The organism is Caballeronia sp. LP006, assembly GCF_031450995.1.
In the GTDB taxonomy this organism is placed as follows: Bacteria; Pseudomonadota; Gammaproteobacteria; order Burkholderiales; family Burkholderiaceae; genus Caballeronia.
The window spans coordinates 677,670-692,703 of sequence record NZ_JARTVW010000004.1 but is presented as its reverse complement, the minus strand read 5'-3'; the positions used below and the strand labels follow the sequence as shown (position 1 = coordinate 692,703).

General features: G+C 61.7%; 14 protein-coding genes. 3 read left to right on the top strand and 11 right to left on the bottom strand.

Annotated elements, in window-relative coordinates; translation table 11 throughout:
* Position 1 precedes the first annotated feature (1 nt).
* Complete coding sequence (locus tag P9250_RS13325; protein ID WP_244829445.1) at positions 2-532, bottom strand: Lrp/AsnC family transcriptional regulator; 531 nt, start codon at positions 530-532, stop codon at positions 2-4.
* A gap of 149 nt (positions 533-681) precedes the next feature.
* Between P9250_RS13325 and mdeB the strand changes: the two genes are divergently transcribed.
* Entirely contained in the window at positions 682-3,399 is a 2,718-nt protein-coding gene (gene mdeB, locus P9250_RS13320) for an alpha-ketoglutarate dehydrogenase (protein WP_310393462.1), read from the top strand.
* Here the strand turns inward: mdeB and P9250_RS13315 are convergent.
* A complete protein-coding gene (locus tag P9250_RS13315) occupies positions 3,391-4,047 on the bottom strand; it encodes a phosphoribosyltransferase (RefSeq protein ID WP_309960089.1) in 657 nt (218 codons plus the stop codon). The two genes, mdeB and P9250_RS13315, sit on opposite strands and share 9 nt — an antisense overlap.
* A 167-nt stretch (positions 4,048-4,214) precedes the next feature.
* Here P9250_RS13315 and nadE point away from each other — a divergent pair, with 167 nt between their 5' ends.
* Together nadE and P9250_RS13305 are read left to right on the top strand one after the other, a co-directional pair.
* A complete protein-coding gene (gene nadE / locus P9250_RS13310; protein WP_310393460.1) occupies positions 4,215-5,084 on the top strand; it encodes an ammonia-dependent NAD(+) synthetase in 870 nt (289 codons plus the stop codon).
* A 72-nt stretch (positions 5,085-5,156) separates the two neighbouring features.
* A complete protein-coding gene (locus P9250_RS13305; protein WP_310393458.1) occupies positions 5,157-7,379 on the top strand; it encodes an ATP-binding protein in 2,223 nt (740 codons plus the stop codon).
* A gap of 18 nt (positions 7,380-7,397) precedes the next feature.
* On the opposite strand, the gene P9250_RS13300 is transcribed toward P9250_RS13305, so the two are convergent.
* The 9 genes from P9250_RS13300 to ehuB form a co-directional block, all read right to left on the bottom strand.
* The gene (locus P9250_RS13300) at positions 7,398-7,895 is read right to left on the bottom strand and encodes a hypothetical protein (RefSeq protein ID WP_309960097.1); all 498 of its coding nucleotides are present in this window, start codon (positions 7,893-7,895) and stop codon (positions 7,398-7,400) included.
* Complete coding sequence (locus P9250_RS13295) at positions 7,896-9,146, bottom strand: sorbosone dehydrogenase family protein (protein ID WP_310394151.1); 1,251 nt, start codon at positions 9,144-9,146, stop codon at positions 7,896-7,898. It abuts the gene before it with no gap.
* A gap of 115 nt (positions 9,147-9,261) precedes the next feature.
* A complete protein-coding gene (locus P9250_RS13290) occupies positions 9,262-9,429 on the bottom strand; it encodes a hypothetical protein (RefSeq protein WP_250467298.1) in 168 nt (55 codons plus the stop codon).
* 189 nt (positions 9,430-9,618) lie between these two features.
* Positions 9,619-10,011 (bottom strand): DUF3175 domain-containing protein, encoded by a 393-nt coding sequence (locus tag P9250_RS13285; protein WP_250510148.1) that lies wholly within the window; start codon positions 10,009-10,011, stop codon positions 9,619-9,621.
* 69 nt (positions 10,012-10,080) lie between these two features.
* On the bottom strand, positions 10,081-11,637 hold the full coding sequence (locus tag P9250_RS13280; protein ID WP_310393456.1) for an FAD-dependent oxidoreductase: 1,557 nt from the start codon (positions 11,635-11,637) through the stop codon (positions 10,081-10,083).
* A 68-nt stretch (positions 11,638-11,705) separates the two neighbouring features.
* Positions 11,706-12,530, bottom strand: coding sequence for an ectoine/hydroxyectoine ABC transporter ATP-binding protein EhuA (gene ehuA / locus P9250_RS13275; protein ID WP_284503357.1), 825 nt, complete (start codon positions 12,528-12,530; stop codon positions 11,706-11,708).
* 67 nt (positions 12,531-12,597) lie between these two features.
* Positions 12,598-13,266 (bottom strand): ectoine/hydroxyectoine ABC transporter permease subunit EhuD, encoded by a 669-nt coding sequence (gene ehuD, locus P9250_RS13270; protein ID WP_250467295.1) that lies wholly within the window; start codon positions 13,264-13,266, stop codon positions 12,598-12,600.
* Entirely contained in the window at positions 13,263-13,946 is a 684-nt protein-coding gene (gene ehuC, locus P9250_RS13265; RefSeq protein ID WP_250467294.1) for an ectoine/hydroxyectoine ABC transporter permease subunit EhuC, read from the bottom strand. Before ehuC ends, ehuD begins: the two co-directional genes overlap by 4 nt.
* Before the next feature lie 57 nt (positions 13,947-14,003).
* The gene (ehuB, locus tag P9250_RS13260; protein WP_250467293.1) at positions 14,004-14,858 is read right to left on the bottom strand and encodes an ectoine/hydroxyectoine ABC transporter substrate-binding protein EhuB; all 855 of its coding nucleotides are present in this window, start codon (positions 14,856-14,858) and stop codon (positions 14,004-14,006) included.
* Positions 14,859-15,034 lie beyond the last annotated feature (176 nt).

Below are 15,034 nucleotides of genomic sequence, written 5' to 3'. Positions count from 1 at the left end.
CTCATGTCCACTCGGCTTCGTCGTCGCCGGATTGAGGCAGCGTCAGTCCCGATGCCGGCAACGGTAACGCCGTCTTGTAGCGCACCTGCTTGAGCGCGAAGCTCGAACGGATGTTGGCCACGCCCGGCATCTTCGTCAGGCGTTCGAGAATGAAGCGTTCGAGCGCGGCCACGTCGGGCAAGACGACGCGCAAGAGATAGTCGGCGTCGCCCGTCATCAGATAGCACTCCATCACCTCCGGCCGCTCGCTGATCGCTTGCTCGAAGCGCGCGAGCGCGTCCTTTATCTGCTTTTCAAGACTCACCTGAATGAACACGTTGATGCTGAGGCCGAGCGCTTCCGGGCTCAACAACGTGACGTGCTGGCGAAACAGCCCGGCCTTTTCCAGCGCGCGGACGCGGTTGAAGCACGGCGTGGCCGAAAGATTCACCGCGCGCGCCAGTTCCGCGTTCGTGATGCGCGCGTTTTGCTGCAACTGATTCAATATGCCGATATCGATACGATCCAACCGCTGCCGTGTCTGCGAACTCATGGTCGAAATATTCCGGTATTGAGCGCTTTTGAAGAATATCTACACTACAGGAAAGCGCGAAGCTAGCCAAATGAGACGCACATTTTGCGAAGCACTGGATATGCTGTGTAAAACCTCTCTTTGCGCACGCAACGACCCGGAGTCGCGCCATGACCGATTTATCGAGCGGAACCAACCAGCTTCTTTCTCTTGCCAAGGGCCGTGAAGACACGGACCCCGACGAAACCGCCGAATGGCTGGACGCGCTTGATGCCGTCGTCAAGCACGTGGGAAAGGAGCGGGCGCAGTATCTCTTCGACCGGCTCGCCGAACATGCGCGGTCGGTCGGCGTGGAGTCGGCGCGGGCGCGAGCCACGCCGTATCGCAATACCTTTGCGCTCGCGCAGCAGCCGCAGTATCCCGGGAACCTGGATGTCGAGGAACGCCTTGCCGCCGTGCTGCGCTGGAACGCGCTCGCCATGGTGGTTCGCGCCAACCGCGCTTATGGCGAACTCGGCGGGCATATCGCGAGTTATGCGTCGGCGGCGGATTTGTTCGAAGTCGGCTTCAATCATTTTTTCCGCGCGGCGGATGCGCAAAACGGCGGCGATCTCGTTTATTTTCAGCCGCATTCGTCGCCGGGCGTTTATGCGCGCGCCTATCTCGAAGGCTTTCTCAGCGAAGACCATTTGCGCCATTACCGGCAAGAGATCGCGGGGCCGGGCTTGTGCTCGTATCCGCATCCGTGGCTGATGCCCGACTTCTGGCAATTTCCCACGGGCTCCATGGGCATCGGTCCGATCAACTCGATCTACCAAGCCCGTTTCATGCGCTACCTGCAGAACCGGAATCTGCTGCAAACGGAAGGCCGCAAGGTCTGGGGCTTTTTCGGCGATGGCGAAATGGACGAGCCCGAGTCGATCGGCGCGCTGTCGCTCGCGGCGCGCGAGCAGCTCGACAACCTCGTCTTCGTCATCAATTGCAATCTGCAGCGGCTCGATGGACCGGTCCGCAGTAATGGCCGTATCGTCGATGAACTCGAAGCGCAATTCACGGGCGCGGGCTGGAACGTCATCAAGGTGCTGTGGGGATCGGACTGGGACGCGCTCTTCGAACGCGACCGCACCGGCGCCTTGCTGCGCGCCTTCGCCCATACCGTCGACGGCCAGTTCCAGACTTTCTCCGCCAACGACGGCCGTTACAACCGCGAACGCTTCTTCGGGCAGAACCCGGAACTCGCGTCACTCGTCGCGCATATGTCGGACGAGGACATCGACCGCTTGCGGCGCGGCGGTCACGATGTCCGCAAACTCCACGCGGCCTACGCCAAAGCGCTCGCGCACAAAGGTCAGCCGACCGTGATTCTCGCCAAGACGATGAAGGGCTTTGGCATGGGAACGGTCGGTCAGGGCCGCATGACGACGCATCAGCAGAAGAAGCTCGATCTCGAGGAGTTGAAGGCGTTTCGCGACCGCTTTCGGCTGCCTTTGTCCGATGCCGACGTCGAGCACGTCAAGTTCTACAAGCCCGCCGACGATGCGCCGGAAATGCGCTATCTGCACGAACGCCGTAAAGCGCTCGGCGGTTACTTGCCGCGCCGGCGCGCACGCGCGTCGCAGGCGCTCACGCCGCCCGCGTTGAACACCTGGGCGCAGTTCGCGGTCGATGCCAAGGGCAAGGAAATGTCCACGACAATGGCCTTCGTGCGCATGCTCGGAAGCCTCATGAAAGACGCCGCGATCGGCCCGCGCGTGGTTCCGGTGGTCGCCGACGAAGCGCGCACGTTCGGCATGGCGAACCTTTTTAGGCAGGTTGGCATCTATTCGCCGCTCGGGCAGTTGTACGAGCCGGAAGACATGGGCTCGATGCTTTATTACCGCGAAGACACGCGCGGGCAGATTCTCGAGGAAGGTATTTCGGAGGCGGGCGCGATCTCGTCATGGATCGCGGCGGCGACGTCCTACAGCGTGCACGACCTGCCGATGCTGCCGTTCTACATCTACTACTCGATGTTCGGTTTTCAGCGCATTGGCGACATCATCTTCGCCGCGGCGGATCAGCGTTCGCGCGGCTTTCTCATCGGCGCGACGGCGGGGCGCACGACGCTCGGCGGCGAAGGCTTGCAGCATCAGGACGGTACGAGCCATCTCAGCGCATCGACCATTCCGAACTGCCGCGCCTACGATCCCGCGTTCGCCTACGAAGTCGCCGCGATCGTCGATGAAGGCATGCAGGAAATGATGGGCCGGCAAAACGACGTCTTCTACTACGTCACCGTGACGAACGAAAACTGCGCGCAACCGTCCGCGCCCAACGGCGCGCTCGACGACGCGACGCGCGACGGCATCCTGCGCGGCATGTATTGCATCGGCGGTAAAGAAAGCGCGGCGCAGGTCCAGTTGCTGGGCTCAGGCGCGATCCTCAACGAAGCCATCGCCGCGCGCGCCATGCTCAAGGACGACTGGAACATAGAAGCCGCCGTGTGGAGCGTGACGAGCTATACCGAGTTGCACCGCGATGGCGCGTCGGCCGAACGTATTGCACGCCTTTCCGATGTCGAGGACAACGCGCTCGAGCCCTACGTCACGCGCGCGCTCGCGGCATCCAATGGACCCGTGATCGCGGCCACCGATTACGTGCGCGCCGTGCCAGAACTCATCCGTGCTTACGTGCCGCGCCGTTACGTGACGCTCGGCACGGACGGCTTCGGCCGCAGCGATACGCGCCAGGCGTTGCGCGCGTTCTTCGAAGTGGACCGCGTGGCTATCGTGGTCGCGGCGCTCAAGGCGCTTGCCGATGACGGAACCGTCGACCGCTCCGTGCTTGCACAGGCGCGTGCGAAGTACGAACTCAGTGCGGAAGTGAGCGATGCGCCCTGGTTACGTTGAGCGCGCGGCGGCGAGCAGGGCGCGCACTTCGTCGTCGCTGGTTTGATCGAAATCGGCGTAGAACTGGCCGACGCCTAAAAAGTGCGGCGGACGCAGCACACACACGAAGTCGTCGACGGCCTCCTCGAAACGCGCTTCCGATCTCAGTGGCGCGACGGGCAACGCCGCCACGATGCGCGCGGGCCGTGCGGCGCCCGCATGACGTAACGACAGCGCCGCCGCTTTCATGGTCGCGCCGGTGGCAAGGCCGTCATCCACGATGATCGCCACGCGTCCATTCATATCGAGCGGCGGCCGTTCGCCGCGATAAAGCGTCTCGCGCCGCTCGAGTTCGGCGCGCTCCTGGGCGATCACGCCGTCGAGCGCGTCTTCGGTGACGCCGGCGGCGGCGACTATGCGTTCGTCGAGATAGAAGGCATTGCCGGACGCGATGGCGCCCATCGCGAGTTCGGGCTGCACGGGCACGCCGAGCTTGCGCACGACCAGCACGTCGAGTGCGGCGCGCAAGGCATCCGCGACTTCGAAGGCGACCGGCACGCCGCCGCGAGGCAGCGCGAGCACGGTGACATCGTCGCGGTCGGCATAGTCGCGAAGATACGCGGCCAGTACACGGCCTGCGTCGCGACGGCTTTTGAAGACGGAATCCATGGCAATGGGTGCTGCGGGCTGCTTACTTGTCGTTCTAGCATAGTCGTTAAAACTGCTTGCGCAGCCCGTCAAACGCGTGCCGATGTGATAAAACTCAAGGCGGAGCCGGGCGCATGAGCGCGTGTTCCAAAGAGACAGCAGGACAGCAAACTTTCCGGGCCGCGAACATGACCAACGATTCCGATTACGCCGCGCGTCAGCAATCGATCATCGAGGAACTCAAGGTTTCGCCGTCGTTCGATGAAGCCGCCGAAACCGAATTCCGCATCGCGTTTCTCGCCGACTATCTGGAAGCGCAGAAGCTCAAGACCTATGTGCTCGGCATCAGCGGCGGCGTGGATTCGTCGACGGCGGGGCGTCTTGCGCAACTCGCGGTCGAACGCTTGCGCGCGCGCGGCGCCGATGCGCATTTCATCGCCATGCGCCTTCCTTACGGTGAGCAGCGCGACGAAGCCGACGCGCAGCGCGCACTTGCGTTCATCCGGCCCGACGAGACGCTCGTGGTCAACGTAAAGCCCGCAGCCGACGCCATGCTCGCTTCGCTCAACCTCTCGGGCGCGCGCTACATGGACGAGAAGCACGAGGACTTCGTGCTCGGCAACATCAAGGCGCGCCAGCGGATGATCGCGCAATACGCGGTGGCGAGCGCGCGCGTGGGCGTGGTGATCGGCACGGATCACGCGGCGGAGTCCGTGATGGGCTTCTTTACCAAATACGGCGATGGCGGCGCGGATGTCCTGCCGCTTTACGGCCTCGATAAACGCCGCGTGCGCGCGCTTGCCAGATCGCTTGGCGCAAGCGACGAAATCGCCATGAAGGTGCCGACCGCCGATCTCGAAACGCTCACGCCGCAAAAGCCCGACGAAGACAGCTACGGCATCTCTTACGAAGACATCGACGACTTCCTCGAAGGCAAGCGCGTACCCGGCGAAGTCTACAAGACCATCTATCGCTTTCACGACGCGACGCATCACAAACGCGTACTGCCAATAACACCTCAGGACGACTGGCGCAAGGGCGCGCTTCGCCACGCCTGAACCGCGTTCGCTTGGACGGCGGGCGCGCACCGGTTACGATATACCCGTCGATTTCATCGCAGGGCGAAACGCTTGAACTCAACAGAGACCGCGACATTCGATCTGCCGCTACCCACGCGTAACTTCGCCCTGACGCGCCGGGTGCTGATGCTCGTGCTGGCCGGCTCGGTCGTCATTCCGTTAGTCTGCCTCAGTATTTATGGCTACTACGACTACGAGCGCCGCTTTTCGGACGCCGAAGAACTTACCGAGCGCCTCTCGCGCGTTGCGAACGAACATGCCATTAAGGTGGTTGATCTCAACCAGCAACTGGAAACGCGCATCGTCGATTTACTGGGCGACAGCGACGACGCCAACATCCAGGGCCGTCAGGAAGCGCTGCATCGCACGCTCGACAGCATGAGCGGGACGCTCGCCCAAGTGGCCGCCATCTCCGTGTTCGGCGCGAATGGCGTTCTGCTGGCCAGCAGCCGCTTCTATCCCGCGCCCGCCGTATCGATTGCAGATCGTGACGACTTTCTGTCCGCCCGCGAAGTCGCGCCCGTCGCGTATTTCTCGCTGCCGCTGCGCGGCAAGGTCGCGAAGTCCGATGTCTTCACCACGACCATGGGCCGCATCAGTCGCGACGGACGCTTTCTCGGCGTCGTGTCGATCGCCCTGAAACGCGCGTATTTCGTCGACTTCTATCGCGAACTCGCCGCGAGCGACAGCGCGCTCGTCATCGGCTTGTACCGGCGCGATGGCGGCATTCTCGCGCGTTATCCCTTGAGCGACGTCGACGCGCAGCCTGCCAACAACACGCCCTTCACCAACGCCTTTCGCAATAACGAAGTCTATGGACAAGCGCGCATGAGTTCGACGGTCGATAACGTCGAGCGGCTCATTGCCTATCGGCGCGTCGGCGACTTTCCGCTCTACGTGGCGACGGGTTATGCGGCTTCCGCCTTGCAAATGCGCTGGCGTCAGCACCTCGGGCTCGTGGCCGCCATCGCGGCGCTGCCTTGCATCGCCGTGTGGCTCTTGATTGCGTTCTCCATTCGCCGTCTGAACGCCGAACAGGTGGCGTGGGAGCAATGGCAGTCGGAAGTCGCTTCGCGGCTGTCGATAGAGGCGTCGAGCAGGCAATTGCAGCGCATGGGCGCGCTCGGCAATCTCGTCGCCAACGTCGCGCACGACTTCAATAACTTGCTGATGGTCGTCGGCTCGAACATGGAACTCGCGCGGCGCAAGCACTTCAACGGCGTGGAAAGCGAAGTCATTGCGGTGGAGCGTGCGACGGCGGGCGCGGAATCGCTTGCGCGCCGCCTGATGAGCGTGGCGCGTAAGCATCCGCAAAAGCAGGAGCTGCTCGATCCATCCAACTGGCTCAAGACCACGCTCGATCTCGTCAAGAGCGCGGTGCCGCCGTCCGTTTCGGTGAAGGTGGAATTGTCGCCGGACTTGTGGCGGGTAAGGGCCGATCCGGTCGAACTGGAGCTGGCGCTGGTCAACATCGCCGTCAATGCAAGCGAGGCCATGTTGCATAGCGGGCGTCTCGTCATCCGTTGCCAGAACGCGCGCGTGCGCAACGGCGAAAGCGACTTGCCCGAAGGCGAATACGTGCTCATTTCCGTGACCGATAACGGCGAAGGAATGAACGAAGAGGTATTGCGTCGCGCCTTCGAGCCGCTGTTCACGACGAAAGAGCGCGGCGCGGGCACGGGCCTCGGCTTGACACAGGTGCTCGCGGCTTGCGAGCAGGCGGGGGGCACCGCGCGTATCACGAGCGTGCCGGGCTCGGGCACGACCGTGCGGCTTTATTTGCCGCGTCATCATGCAGCGGCATCGGTGGCGGTGCCCGTTCCGGTTCACAATCCGCCTGTGAGCGTGGCGCCCGTGCCGAAGGCCGAAGCGCCGCGCCCGGCGCCATCGTTCAACGACGAAGAGCATCCGCTGCGTGGCTTGACCGTGCTGGTTGTCGAAGACAACGTCGATGTCGCCGCCGGCGTGATGGCCGTGCTCGAAGTGCTGGGCTGTGTCGTTCATCACGAAGAGAGCGCGGATGCCGCCTTTGCGCTGCTCGGCGAAGGCTACAGCTTCGACCTGATTCTCTCCGATGTGCAGATGCCCGGTCGCATGAACGGCGTCGATCTGGCCGAGCAGATCACGCAGCGACTGCCCGCGCAGAAGCTCATTCTCATGACAGGCTATGCGGACGAACTGGACCGTGCGAGGCATCTCAATGTGCCGATTCTCGCGAAACCTTTCGACATGGACGATCTCGTCGATGTGGTCGCACCGGGCGTGCCGCACTGAAGACGCCGGGCTGGCGTCTTAGCCCTTGTCGTGAGTGGAGAACCCGCGCGCGCCGACGAGCGGATTGAAGCCGGCGGACTTGCGTTGGCTTGGTTCATCGCTTGCCTTCGATGAACGCGATGCCGTCCCGCTCGAGCTTTTGCTTTTGCCACCGAGCTGATCGAGCAGCGCTTCGTCGTCTTCGGGCGCTTCGTCGGATGACGCCGCGGCCTTGGCGCTCGCGCCAGCGCCCGCCGCGAGATGCTCCACCACCGACATGAAGTCTTTTTGCGCCGATCGCAGCGGGCGGCCCGGCATCATGGTGAGCACCACGACCTCGTGCACCGAGCGATCGTCGACGGTACGCAGGGAAGCGGCTTCGCTCCAGTCGATCGCGCTGTTCGCGTAAGCCGCGATCACCTGATGCAACACGGCAGGCGAAAGCACGCCGGCGTCGTAAAGGCCGACGATCTGCCGTTCGGCGAGCGCGAACAAGCTCGATGTGACGGCCTTCGCCTTGGGCTTGCGCGCGGCCATTTACTTCGCAGCCGGCGCAACGCGCCATACGCTATTGCCGACATCATCCGCGACGAGCAACGCGCCGCTGTGGTCCACCGCGACGCCGACGGGACGGCCGAGCGCGTGGCCATCGGTGGAGAGAAAGCCTGTCAGTATGTCTTCGGGCGGACCGGACGGCTTGCCGTCATCGAACGGAACGAACACGACCTTATAGCCGCTCCTCGGCTTGCGATTCCACGAGCCATGCTGACCGATGAACGCGCCGCTCCAGTAATGCTGCGGGAACGCTTTGGCATCGTAAAACGTGAGTCCGAGCGATGCCGTATGCGCACCGAGCGCATAGTCGGGAGGGATGGCCGACAGCACGAGCTCGTCGCGCTGCGGCTTCACGCGGTCATCCACATGCTGGCCGTAATAGCTGTACGGCCAGCCGTAGAAGGCGCCGTCTTTGACCGAGGTCATATAGTCGGGCACGAGGTCGTCGCCGAGCTCGTCGCGCTCGTTGACCACGGTCCATAGCGCGCCGCTTTGCGGTTGCCACGACATGCCGTTCGGGTTGCGCAAGCCCGTGGCGAAGAGGCGTGTCTGCTTCGATTCGATATCGACTTCCATGATCGCCGCGCGGCCGCTTTCGGCATCGATACCGTTTTCCGCGGCGTTGCTGTTCGAGCCGACCGTCACGTAAAGCCGCTTGCCGTCCTGACTCGCGATGATGTTCTTGGTCCAGTGATGGTTGATTGGGCCAGCAGGCAAGTCGATGAACTTCTCTCCCGGTGTCGAGATCTGCGTGGCGCCCGGTTCGTACTTATAGCGCATGACGGCGTCCGTGTCGGCGACGTAGAGATCGTCACCGACTAGCGCCATGCCGAACGGAGAATGCAGCTTGTCGATGAACACCGTGCGCGTTTCCGCTATGCCGTCCCCGTCCGAGTCACGCAAGAGGACGATGCGGTCGGGACTCGGCACCGCCGCGCCCGCGCGCTTCATCACCTTCTTCATCACGAGGCCTTTGATGCCCGCGTTTGTATCGTGCTGCGCGGGCGCATTGCTTTCCGCGACGAGCACATCGCCGTTGGGAAGCGTGGCGAGCCAGCGCGGATGATCTAGACCGGTTGCATAAGGAGTAACGTTGAACCCTGCGGCCGCAATGGGCATTTGTCCTTGCTGCCAGGGCTTGGCAGGCGCGATGTTCACGGTTGGCAACATCGACTTATGCGGCGCGGGCAGGGACGGGTCCGGGCCGAAGCCAGGCGCGTAGTCGTCGGCCATTGCAGCAGTATTCGTGGCCGCAAGCGCCACGAGCAGCGCAGCGGTACGCGTGAGAGGGTGCAGGTTCAAGCTGGTCTCCAGGAGATTGGCAGGGACTGCAACGCTGAGAGTCGTCTCAGCCGCCGCCAATACCTTGCGTCACCTTGCCCGTGCCGCCGCATGTGTCGCACTTCTCGCCGTCGAGCTTGCCCGAGCCGTTGCAGGCCGGACACAAGTCTTCGCCGGTTCCGGGCACGCCGGGTTCGGCTTCGTCGCCGGGGCTAAGCGGTGGGTCTTCAGTCATGGTGTCTCCTGTCTTCTTCCGTAGGTAATCCATGAGCGAGCAAGAGTCGTTCCCTCGACAAGACGGCCTCCCGCTCAGGTGTGCCCTGATGCTCAGACGAATACGCAGCACCAGCCGTTGATATAACGGCGGACAAAGTCAGCCTTGATCGATCGTGTTGCAGTGGCTCGCATTGCGCTAGCCCGTGTTTCAAGGCTTGCGTCCGAATGCTTCGCGCAACCGCTTCTTGGCGCGCTCCAGCGTGCTGCGGCGTGACTTCGGCAAATTGCGCCCGGCGCGGTTGATATAAAAATTCAGCATCGCCATGGCCGATTGAAACGGCGAGCCCTTGCGACGCTTGCTTCTGGTGGACGAGCGCTTCAACGAATCCGCGATCTCGTCCGCGTTACCGGTCTTGAAGATACTTCCCTCGATATCCATTGCGTCGCTCGTCTCCATCACATGATGCGACCAGCGTTTGGGCGAGGGTTTCGCTGTCGACTTTTTACCGGTGGTAGCGAGGCCGTGTCGCTGACGCGTGCTGTTCGACTTGCCGCGAGGCTTCGCCTTGCTCGTCCTCGTCTTGGTCTTTCGAGTTGCCATAGCCTATTCCTCTTAAGCCAAATAATTTCTGCGTTGTGTCGAGCAATGGGGCGGCGCGCCATCGACCGTTTAGCTACTCGCAACGCGCCGTGCGGCTTCGAGCGTGATCGGCTCGCGCATGGCTTCGGCAAGCCGGCCTATGGCGGCTTCATGCCCGCATCCGACCACCGCGCGAACCTCGCCATCTTTCAGCAGGTAAGCGATGAACTGCTGCTGATCGAGATCGCCATCTATTTCGACGCGCTCGGGTTCGCTGACGTGGCCGAGATACTCGAAGTTCTTGTCGTAATGAAAGGTCCAGAAAAAAGGCACGCCGGTGTATTCGCGTGCGATGCCCGCCATGTTGTACGCCGCCACGCGCGCGTGTTGCTGGGCGACGCGCCAATGTTCGATGCGACCCATTGCACCGGCACGTGGCAACGGAAAGCGCGCGATGTCGCCCGCTGCGTAGAGACTCGGCGCGGCAAGCATCGACGCATCGACTTCCATGCCTTCGTCGTCGCCCATCGTGACGCCAGTGATGAAGTCCGTAGCCGGCGTCACGCCCGTTCCCGCAATCACGACATTGGCCTGTAGCCGTTCGCCGGATTCGAGCAGCACTTCGCGCACGGCGTCGTCGCCTTCGAACGCGCTGACATGCGTATCCATATGGAACGTTACGCCGTTTTGTTCATGCATGCGCTTGAACATCTCGCCGATGCGCGTACCGAACTGCTTTGCGAATGGCACCTTGCCGGGCGCGACGACAGTGACTTCAATTTTGCGCTTACGAAGACACGAAGCCACTTCCAGACCGATGAAACTCGCCCCGACGATCACGACGCGCACAGGTGATTGCACTGCATCGAGCGATGCAAGAATCTCTTTTGCATGTTCGCGATTGCGCAGCAGATGGATATGCTTCAGATTCGAGCCCGGCGCCTTGAGCGGTTTGGGCGTGCCGCCCGTGCAAACGAGCGCGGCGTCGTAATCGACTGTCTGACCGCTGGCGAATTCGGCTTGCTTGTTGCTCGCGTCGAGTCGCACGGCGCGTGTCAATTCGCGTTCGATCTTATGAGCGTCGAAGAAATCGTCGTCAAGAAGGGGCGGAACATCGTCGGGCGGCATGTCGCCGGACAGCACGAACTTGCTTAGCGAAGTGCGATCGTAAGGCTCGCGTGCATCGTCGCCAGCGAGCACGATACGCCCGCTGAAGCCGGCTTCGCGCAGCGCCGCGCATGCCGCGGCGCCTGCGGCGCCCGCGCCGACGATGAGCATGGTTTTATCCGCGCCATGCTCGTCTTGCATCCTCGGCGCTTCGGCATCAAGCGAGACAAATACATCGCCATTCGAAACGGTGACTGGATAACGCGTCAGACCTTTGAGCGCCGGCGGCTCGACGAGACTGCCATCACTGACTTCAAACGTGCCCTTGTGCCACGGGCAAACGATGCGGCCGTTGCAGATCGCGCCTTCTTCGAGCGGCGCGCCTGCATGCGGACAGTCGGGTGAAAAGGCGTGCACGGCCTGACCGTCGCGCACGAGAAGAATCGGTGTTTCGCTCGCATCGTGCTTGATGCACACACGCGTGCCGTGCCCGGTGGGCAAGTCGTCCACGCGAGCGACCTTATGTTGGGAAGGGGACATTGCACTCTCCGGTGTCTATCCCGGAGCAGGAAGCAATTCCCGGACCGCTTGCCAACTGAATGCTTGGATTAGAGCGCCTCAGTGACCGCGCGCAAAAACTGCTTGGTGCGTTCATGTTGCGGCGCGGTGAAGAACTGTTGCGGCGCGGCCTGCTCGATGATCTTTCCTTCTGAGAAGAAGCAGACGCGATCCGCGAAGTCTTTTGCAAAGCCCATTTGATGCGTGACCATCAACATGGTGAGGTTATGTTCGGAGCCTAAGCGCCGAATGACATTGAGGACCTCACCGCAGAGTTCGGGATCGAGCGCGGAGGTCACTTCGTCGAAGAGCATGATTTTAGGGCGCATGGCAAGCGCCCGCGCGATGGCTACGCGTTGCTGCTGTCCACCCGACAATTGCGATGGATAGTGACCGCATTTTTCCGACAAACCGACCATGGATAGCAACTCGCGTCCACGTTCGATTGCTTCCTTCTTCGAAAGACCTAGCACGCTCGTAGGCGCTTCAATGACGTTCGTGAGCGCGGTCATGTGCGGGAACAGGTTGAAGCTCTGAAACACCATGCCGATCTTGCTGCGCACTTGCCGCACATGTCGTTGCGACGCGGGTACGAGCTTGCCGCCGCGCATCTCATGCGTGAGAGACTCGCCATCGACTTCGATTACGCCGTCGGTCAAGGGATCGAGCGTCATCAACACGCGCAGCAGCGTGGATTTCCCCGAGCCGCTCGGCCCGATGATCGCGACCTTCTCGTTACGCGCGATATCCAGATCGAGTCCATCGAGTACGGTAAGCGCGCCGTATCGCTTCGTCACGTTGCGAAAGCGCACCATCGGCGTATTGGCTTGCGCGTCGGCGGCTTCGCCTAACGACGGGTCGAGGTCTCGTTTCATCGGTTGCTCCTTGATTTCCATTACTGTGCGCCATCCGCCGGGTTAGCCATCGTGTCTCCGCGCGAAATCATGGCAACCTGACCCGCCGTTCGAGGTGGCGCACGCCCGAAGCGAAAGTCACGCTGATGATCAGAAAGAAGACGCCCGTCATGGTGATCGGTTCGAGATAGCGGAAGGTTTCCGAGCCGATGTTCTTCGCCTGCTGCATCAATTCGACCACGGTAATGGCTGACAACACGGGCGTGTCCTTGAACATGGCGACGAGGTAATTGCCGAGCGCGGGAATCACGGGACGAATGGCCTGTGGCAGAATCACGCCGCCATACGTGCGCCAGGGCGACAACGACAGCGCACAGGCCGCTTCCCATTGTCCACGCGCGACGCCGTTGAGTCCTGCGCGATAAACCTCCGACACGTAACACGCATAGTGCACGGCAATGCCGATGGTGCCCGCCATCAACGCCGACATGGTGAGTCCATAAAGCGGCGCAACGTAGAAGAGCACATACACCTGAATCAAAAGCGGCGTGCTGCGAATAAACTCGATGAAGAAAGCCGTCGCCTTCGAGACGAAAACGATCTCGCTGCGTCGCAGTATTGCGAGCACGAGGCCCAGCACCAGCGCGATGGCAAACCCCACTAGCGTGATGCCGATGGTGTATATCGCGGCGTGCAGCAGTTCCGGCAGGATATGCAGCGCGTATGTCACATCGAAGAGTTGACCGAATGTCGTCATGATGCGGCCCTCGGCGCGACGCGACGAACGGCGACGTGACTGCTTACGCGGCGCTCGAAGTGACGCATTACCGTGACGATGATCTGCGCCAGTACGAAGTAGATCAGCAGCGTCAGCCCGAAGATTTCCGCTGTCTTGAAGGTCGCTTCATCGAGTTGTCGCGCGCGGAACGTCAGGTCCGAAAGCGTGATCAGCGACACGAGCGAAGTCCCTTTGAGTAATTCGATCATGAGGTTCGTGGCGGGCGGCAGTGCGTTGATCATGGCTTGAGGCAACACGACGCGGCGTAGCCTGACCCATGCCGGCATGTTGAGTGCCAGTGCTGCTTCGTATTGTCCGCCTGCCACCGAGTGCAATGCGCCGCGCAAAATCTCGGAGCCATAAGCGCCGTAATGCAAACCCAAACCAACGATGGCCACGGTAAAGGGCGTCAACTGAATATTGAAGGGCGGCAAGGGCAGCACGAAGAACAGCCAGAACAATTGCACCAGCAAGGACGTGCCGCGAAAGACTTCGACATAGACATTGCCAAGCCAGCGCAGGGTACGATAAGGCGCTTCGCGCAGCGTCGTTGCGATGCCCGCCATGACGATCGCAAGCATGATGCTGAGCACGGCGATCTGGATCGTGACGAGCGTGCCTTTCCACATCAGCGGCAATAGCTCATTGAGATCACTCATGATGGTTCCTCGCTAAATGAACGACGCGACGCGCGCCTGTACCGAATGTATCTCTGCTCAACCGCCGCAAAGTTCAGGCGCTTTCTTCGTGGTCAGATTCGTCTTGTCAAAGCCGAACGGTCCCACCGTTTTCAGATGATCGTCCGTGCCGAGCCAGGCATGGAGTTCCTTGTTGACCGCATCGCGCAGATCGGTATCTTCGGGGCGAAAGGCGAGTGCGCCATAGCCCGTATGCTTCGGGTCGTCGTTAAACTGGCTCGTTGCTTCGACTAGCGGACCGCCCTTCGTCGCAAGACCCTTCATGGTGAGTGAGGTGCCAACGGCTGCATCGGCGCGGCGTGCGCGCACGGCCTGCAATTGCGCGGTGGTATCGGGCACCTGAAGAATCTGATCGTCCTTGATGCCCGCCTCGCGTGCATAACCGAGTTCCGCCGTGCCGGCCATTACTGCGAGTTTCGTGTCGCCTTGCTTGGCGACATCGGCGTAACTGTGAAGGTTTTTGGGGTTGCCCTTGAGCGTCAGCAACGTGTCGGGAATCTGATATTGCGGATCGGCGAAAGCAACCTGCTTGCAGCGCTCGGGCGTAATGTACATGCCCGCTGCAATCACATCGAAACGGCCTGCCTTGAGGCCCGGAATGAGCGCGCCCCATTCGGTCAGCACCGCATCGACTTTCTTGACGCCCAGTTTGGCGAATACTTTCTTGGCGATTTCCGGCGATTCGCCCGTCACGGTGCCGTCGGCCGTCGTATAGGCGAAGGGCGTTTCGTTCGCATAGCCGATGCGCACCTCGCCGGTGCGTTGAATCCGTTGCAAGGTGGTTTCCGCGGCAGCGCCCGCGCTGAAGGCACTCAAGCTCGCCGCGGCGACGCATGCGGCCACCAGCATTCCAGACAGTCGTTTGGTCTTCATAGCGTTTTCCGTTTATAGCGTTGGTAGCGTTCGTATGGTCTATTGCGCGCGTTCCTTGAAGGCTGCGGCTAGATCGGTCATGGAGAAAACCCTTATAGGAAGCGGTCTTCACAGGCTTTACCGCGCAGCCACCAATGCAGAATACAAAGCCATATATTTGTTCCGATTGCTCTAGG

Bases quoted from the DNA above. Each gene is read 5' to 3' on its own strand.
- P9250_RS13325 (WP_244829445.1), bottom strand. From the start codon at position 532: ATGAGTTCGCAGACACGGCAGCGGTTGGATCGTATCGATATCGGCATA.
- P9250_RS13315 (WP_309960089.1), bottom strand. From the start codon at position 4,047: ATGGATTCCGTCTTCAAAAGCCGTCGCGACGCAGGCCGTGTACTGGCC.
- mdeB (WP_310393462.1), top strand. From the start codon at position 682: ATGACCGATTTATCGAGCGGAACCAACCAGCTTCTTTCTCTTGCCAAG.
- ehuC (WP_250467294.1), bottom strand. From the start codon at position 13,946: ATGAGTGATCTCAATGAGCTATTGCCGCTGATGTGGAAAGGCACGCTC.
- P9250_RS13280 (WP_310393456.1), bottom strand. From the start codon at position 11,637: ATGTCCCCTTCCCAACATAAGGTCGCTCGCGTGGACGACTTGCCCACC.
- P9250_RS13290 (WP_250467298.1), bottom strand. From the start codon at position 9,429: ATGACTGAAGACCCACCGCTTAGCCCCGGCGACGAAGCCGAACCCGGC.
- nadE (WP_310393460.1), top strand. From the start codon at position 4,215: ATGACCAACGATTCCGATTACGCCGCGCGTCAGCAATCGATCATCGAG.
- ehuB (WP_250467293.1), bottom strand. From the start codon at position 14,858: ATGAAGACCAAACGACTGTCTGGAATGCTGGTGGCCGCATGCGTCGCC.
- P9250_RS13295 (WP_310394151.1), bottom strand. From the start codon at position 9,146: ATGGCCGACGACTACGCGCCTGGCTTCGGCCCGGACCCGTCCCTGCCC.
- P9250_RS13300 (WP_309960097.1), bottom strand. From the start codon at position 7,895: ATGGCCGCGCGCAAGCCCAAGGCGAAGGCCGTCACATCGAGCTTGTTC.
- ehuA (WP_284503357.1), bottom strand. From the start codon at position 12,530: ATGAAACGAGACCTCGACCCGTCGTTAGGCGAAGCCGCCGACGCGCAA.
- ehuD (WP_250467295.1), bottom strand. From the start codon at position 13,266: ATGACGACATTCGGTCAACTCTTCGATGTGACATACGCGCTGCATATC.
- P9250_RS13285 (WP_250510148.1), bottom strand. From the start codon at position 10,011: ATGGCAACTCGAAAGACCAAGACGAGGACGAGCAAGGCGAAGCCTCGC.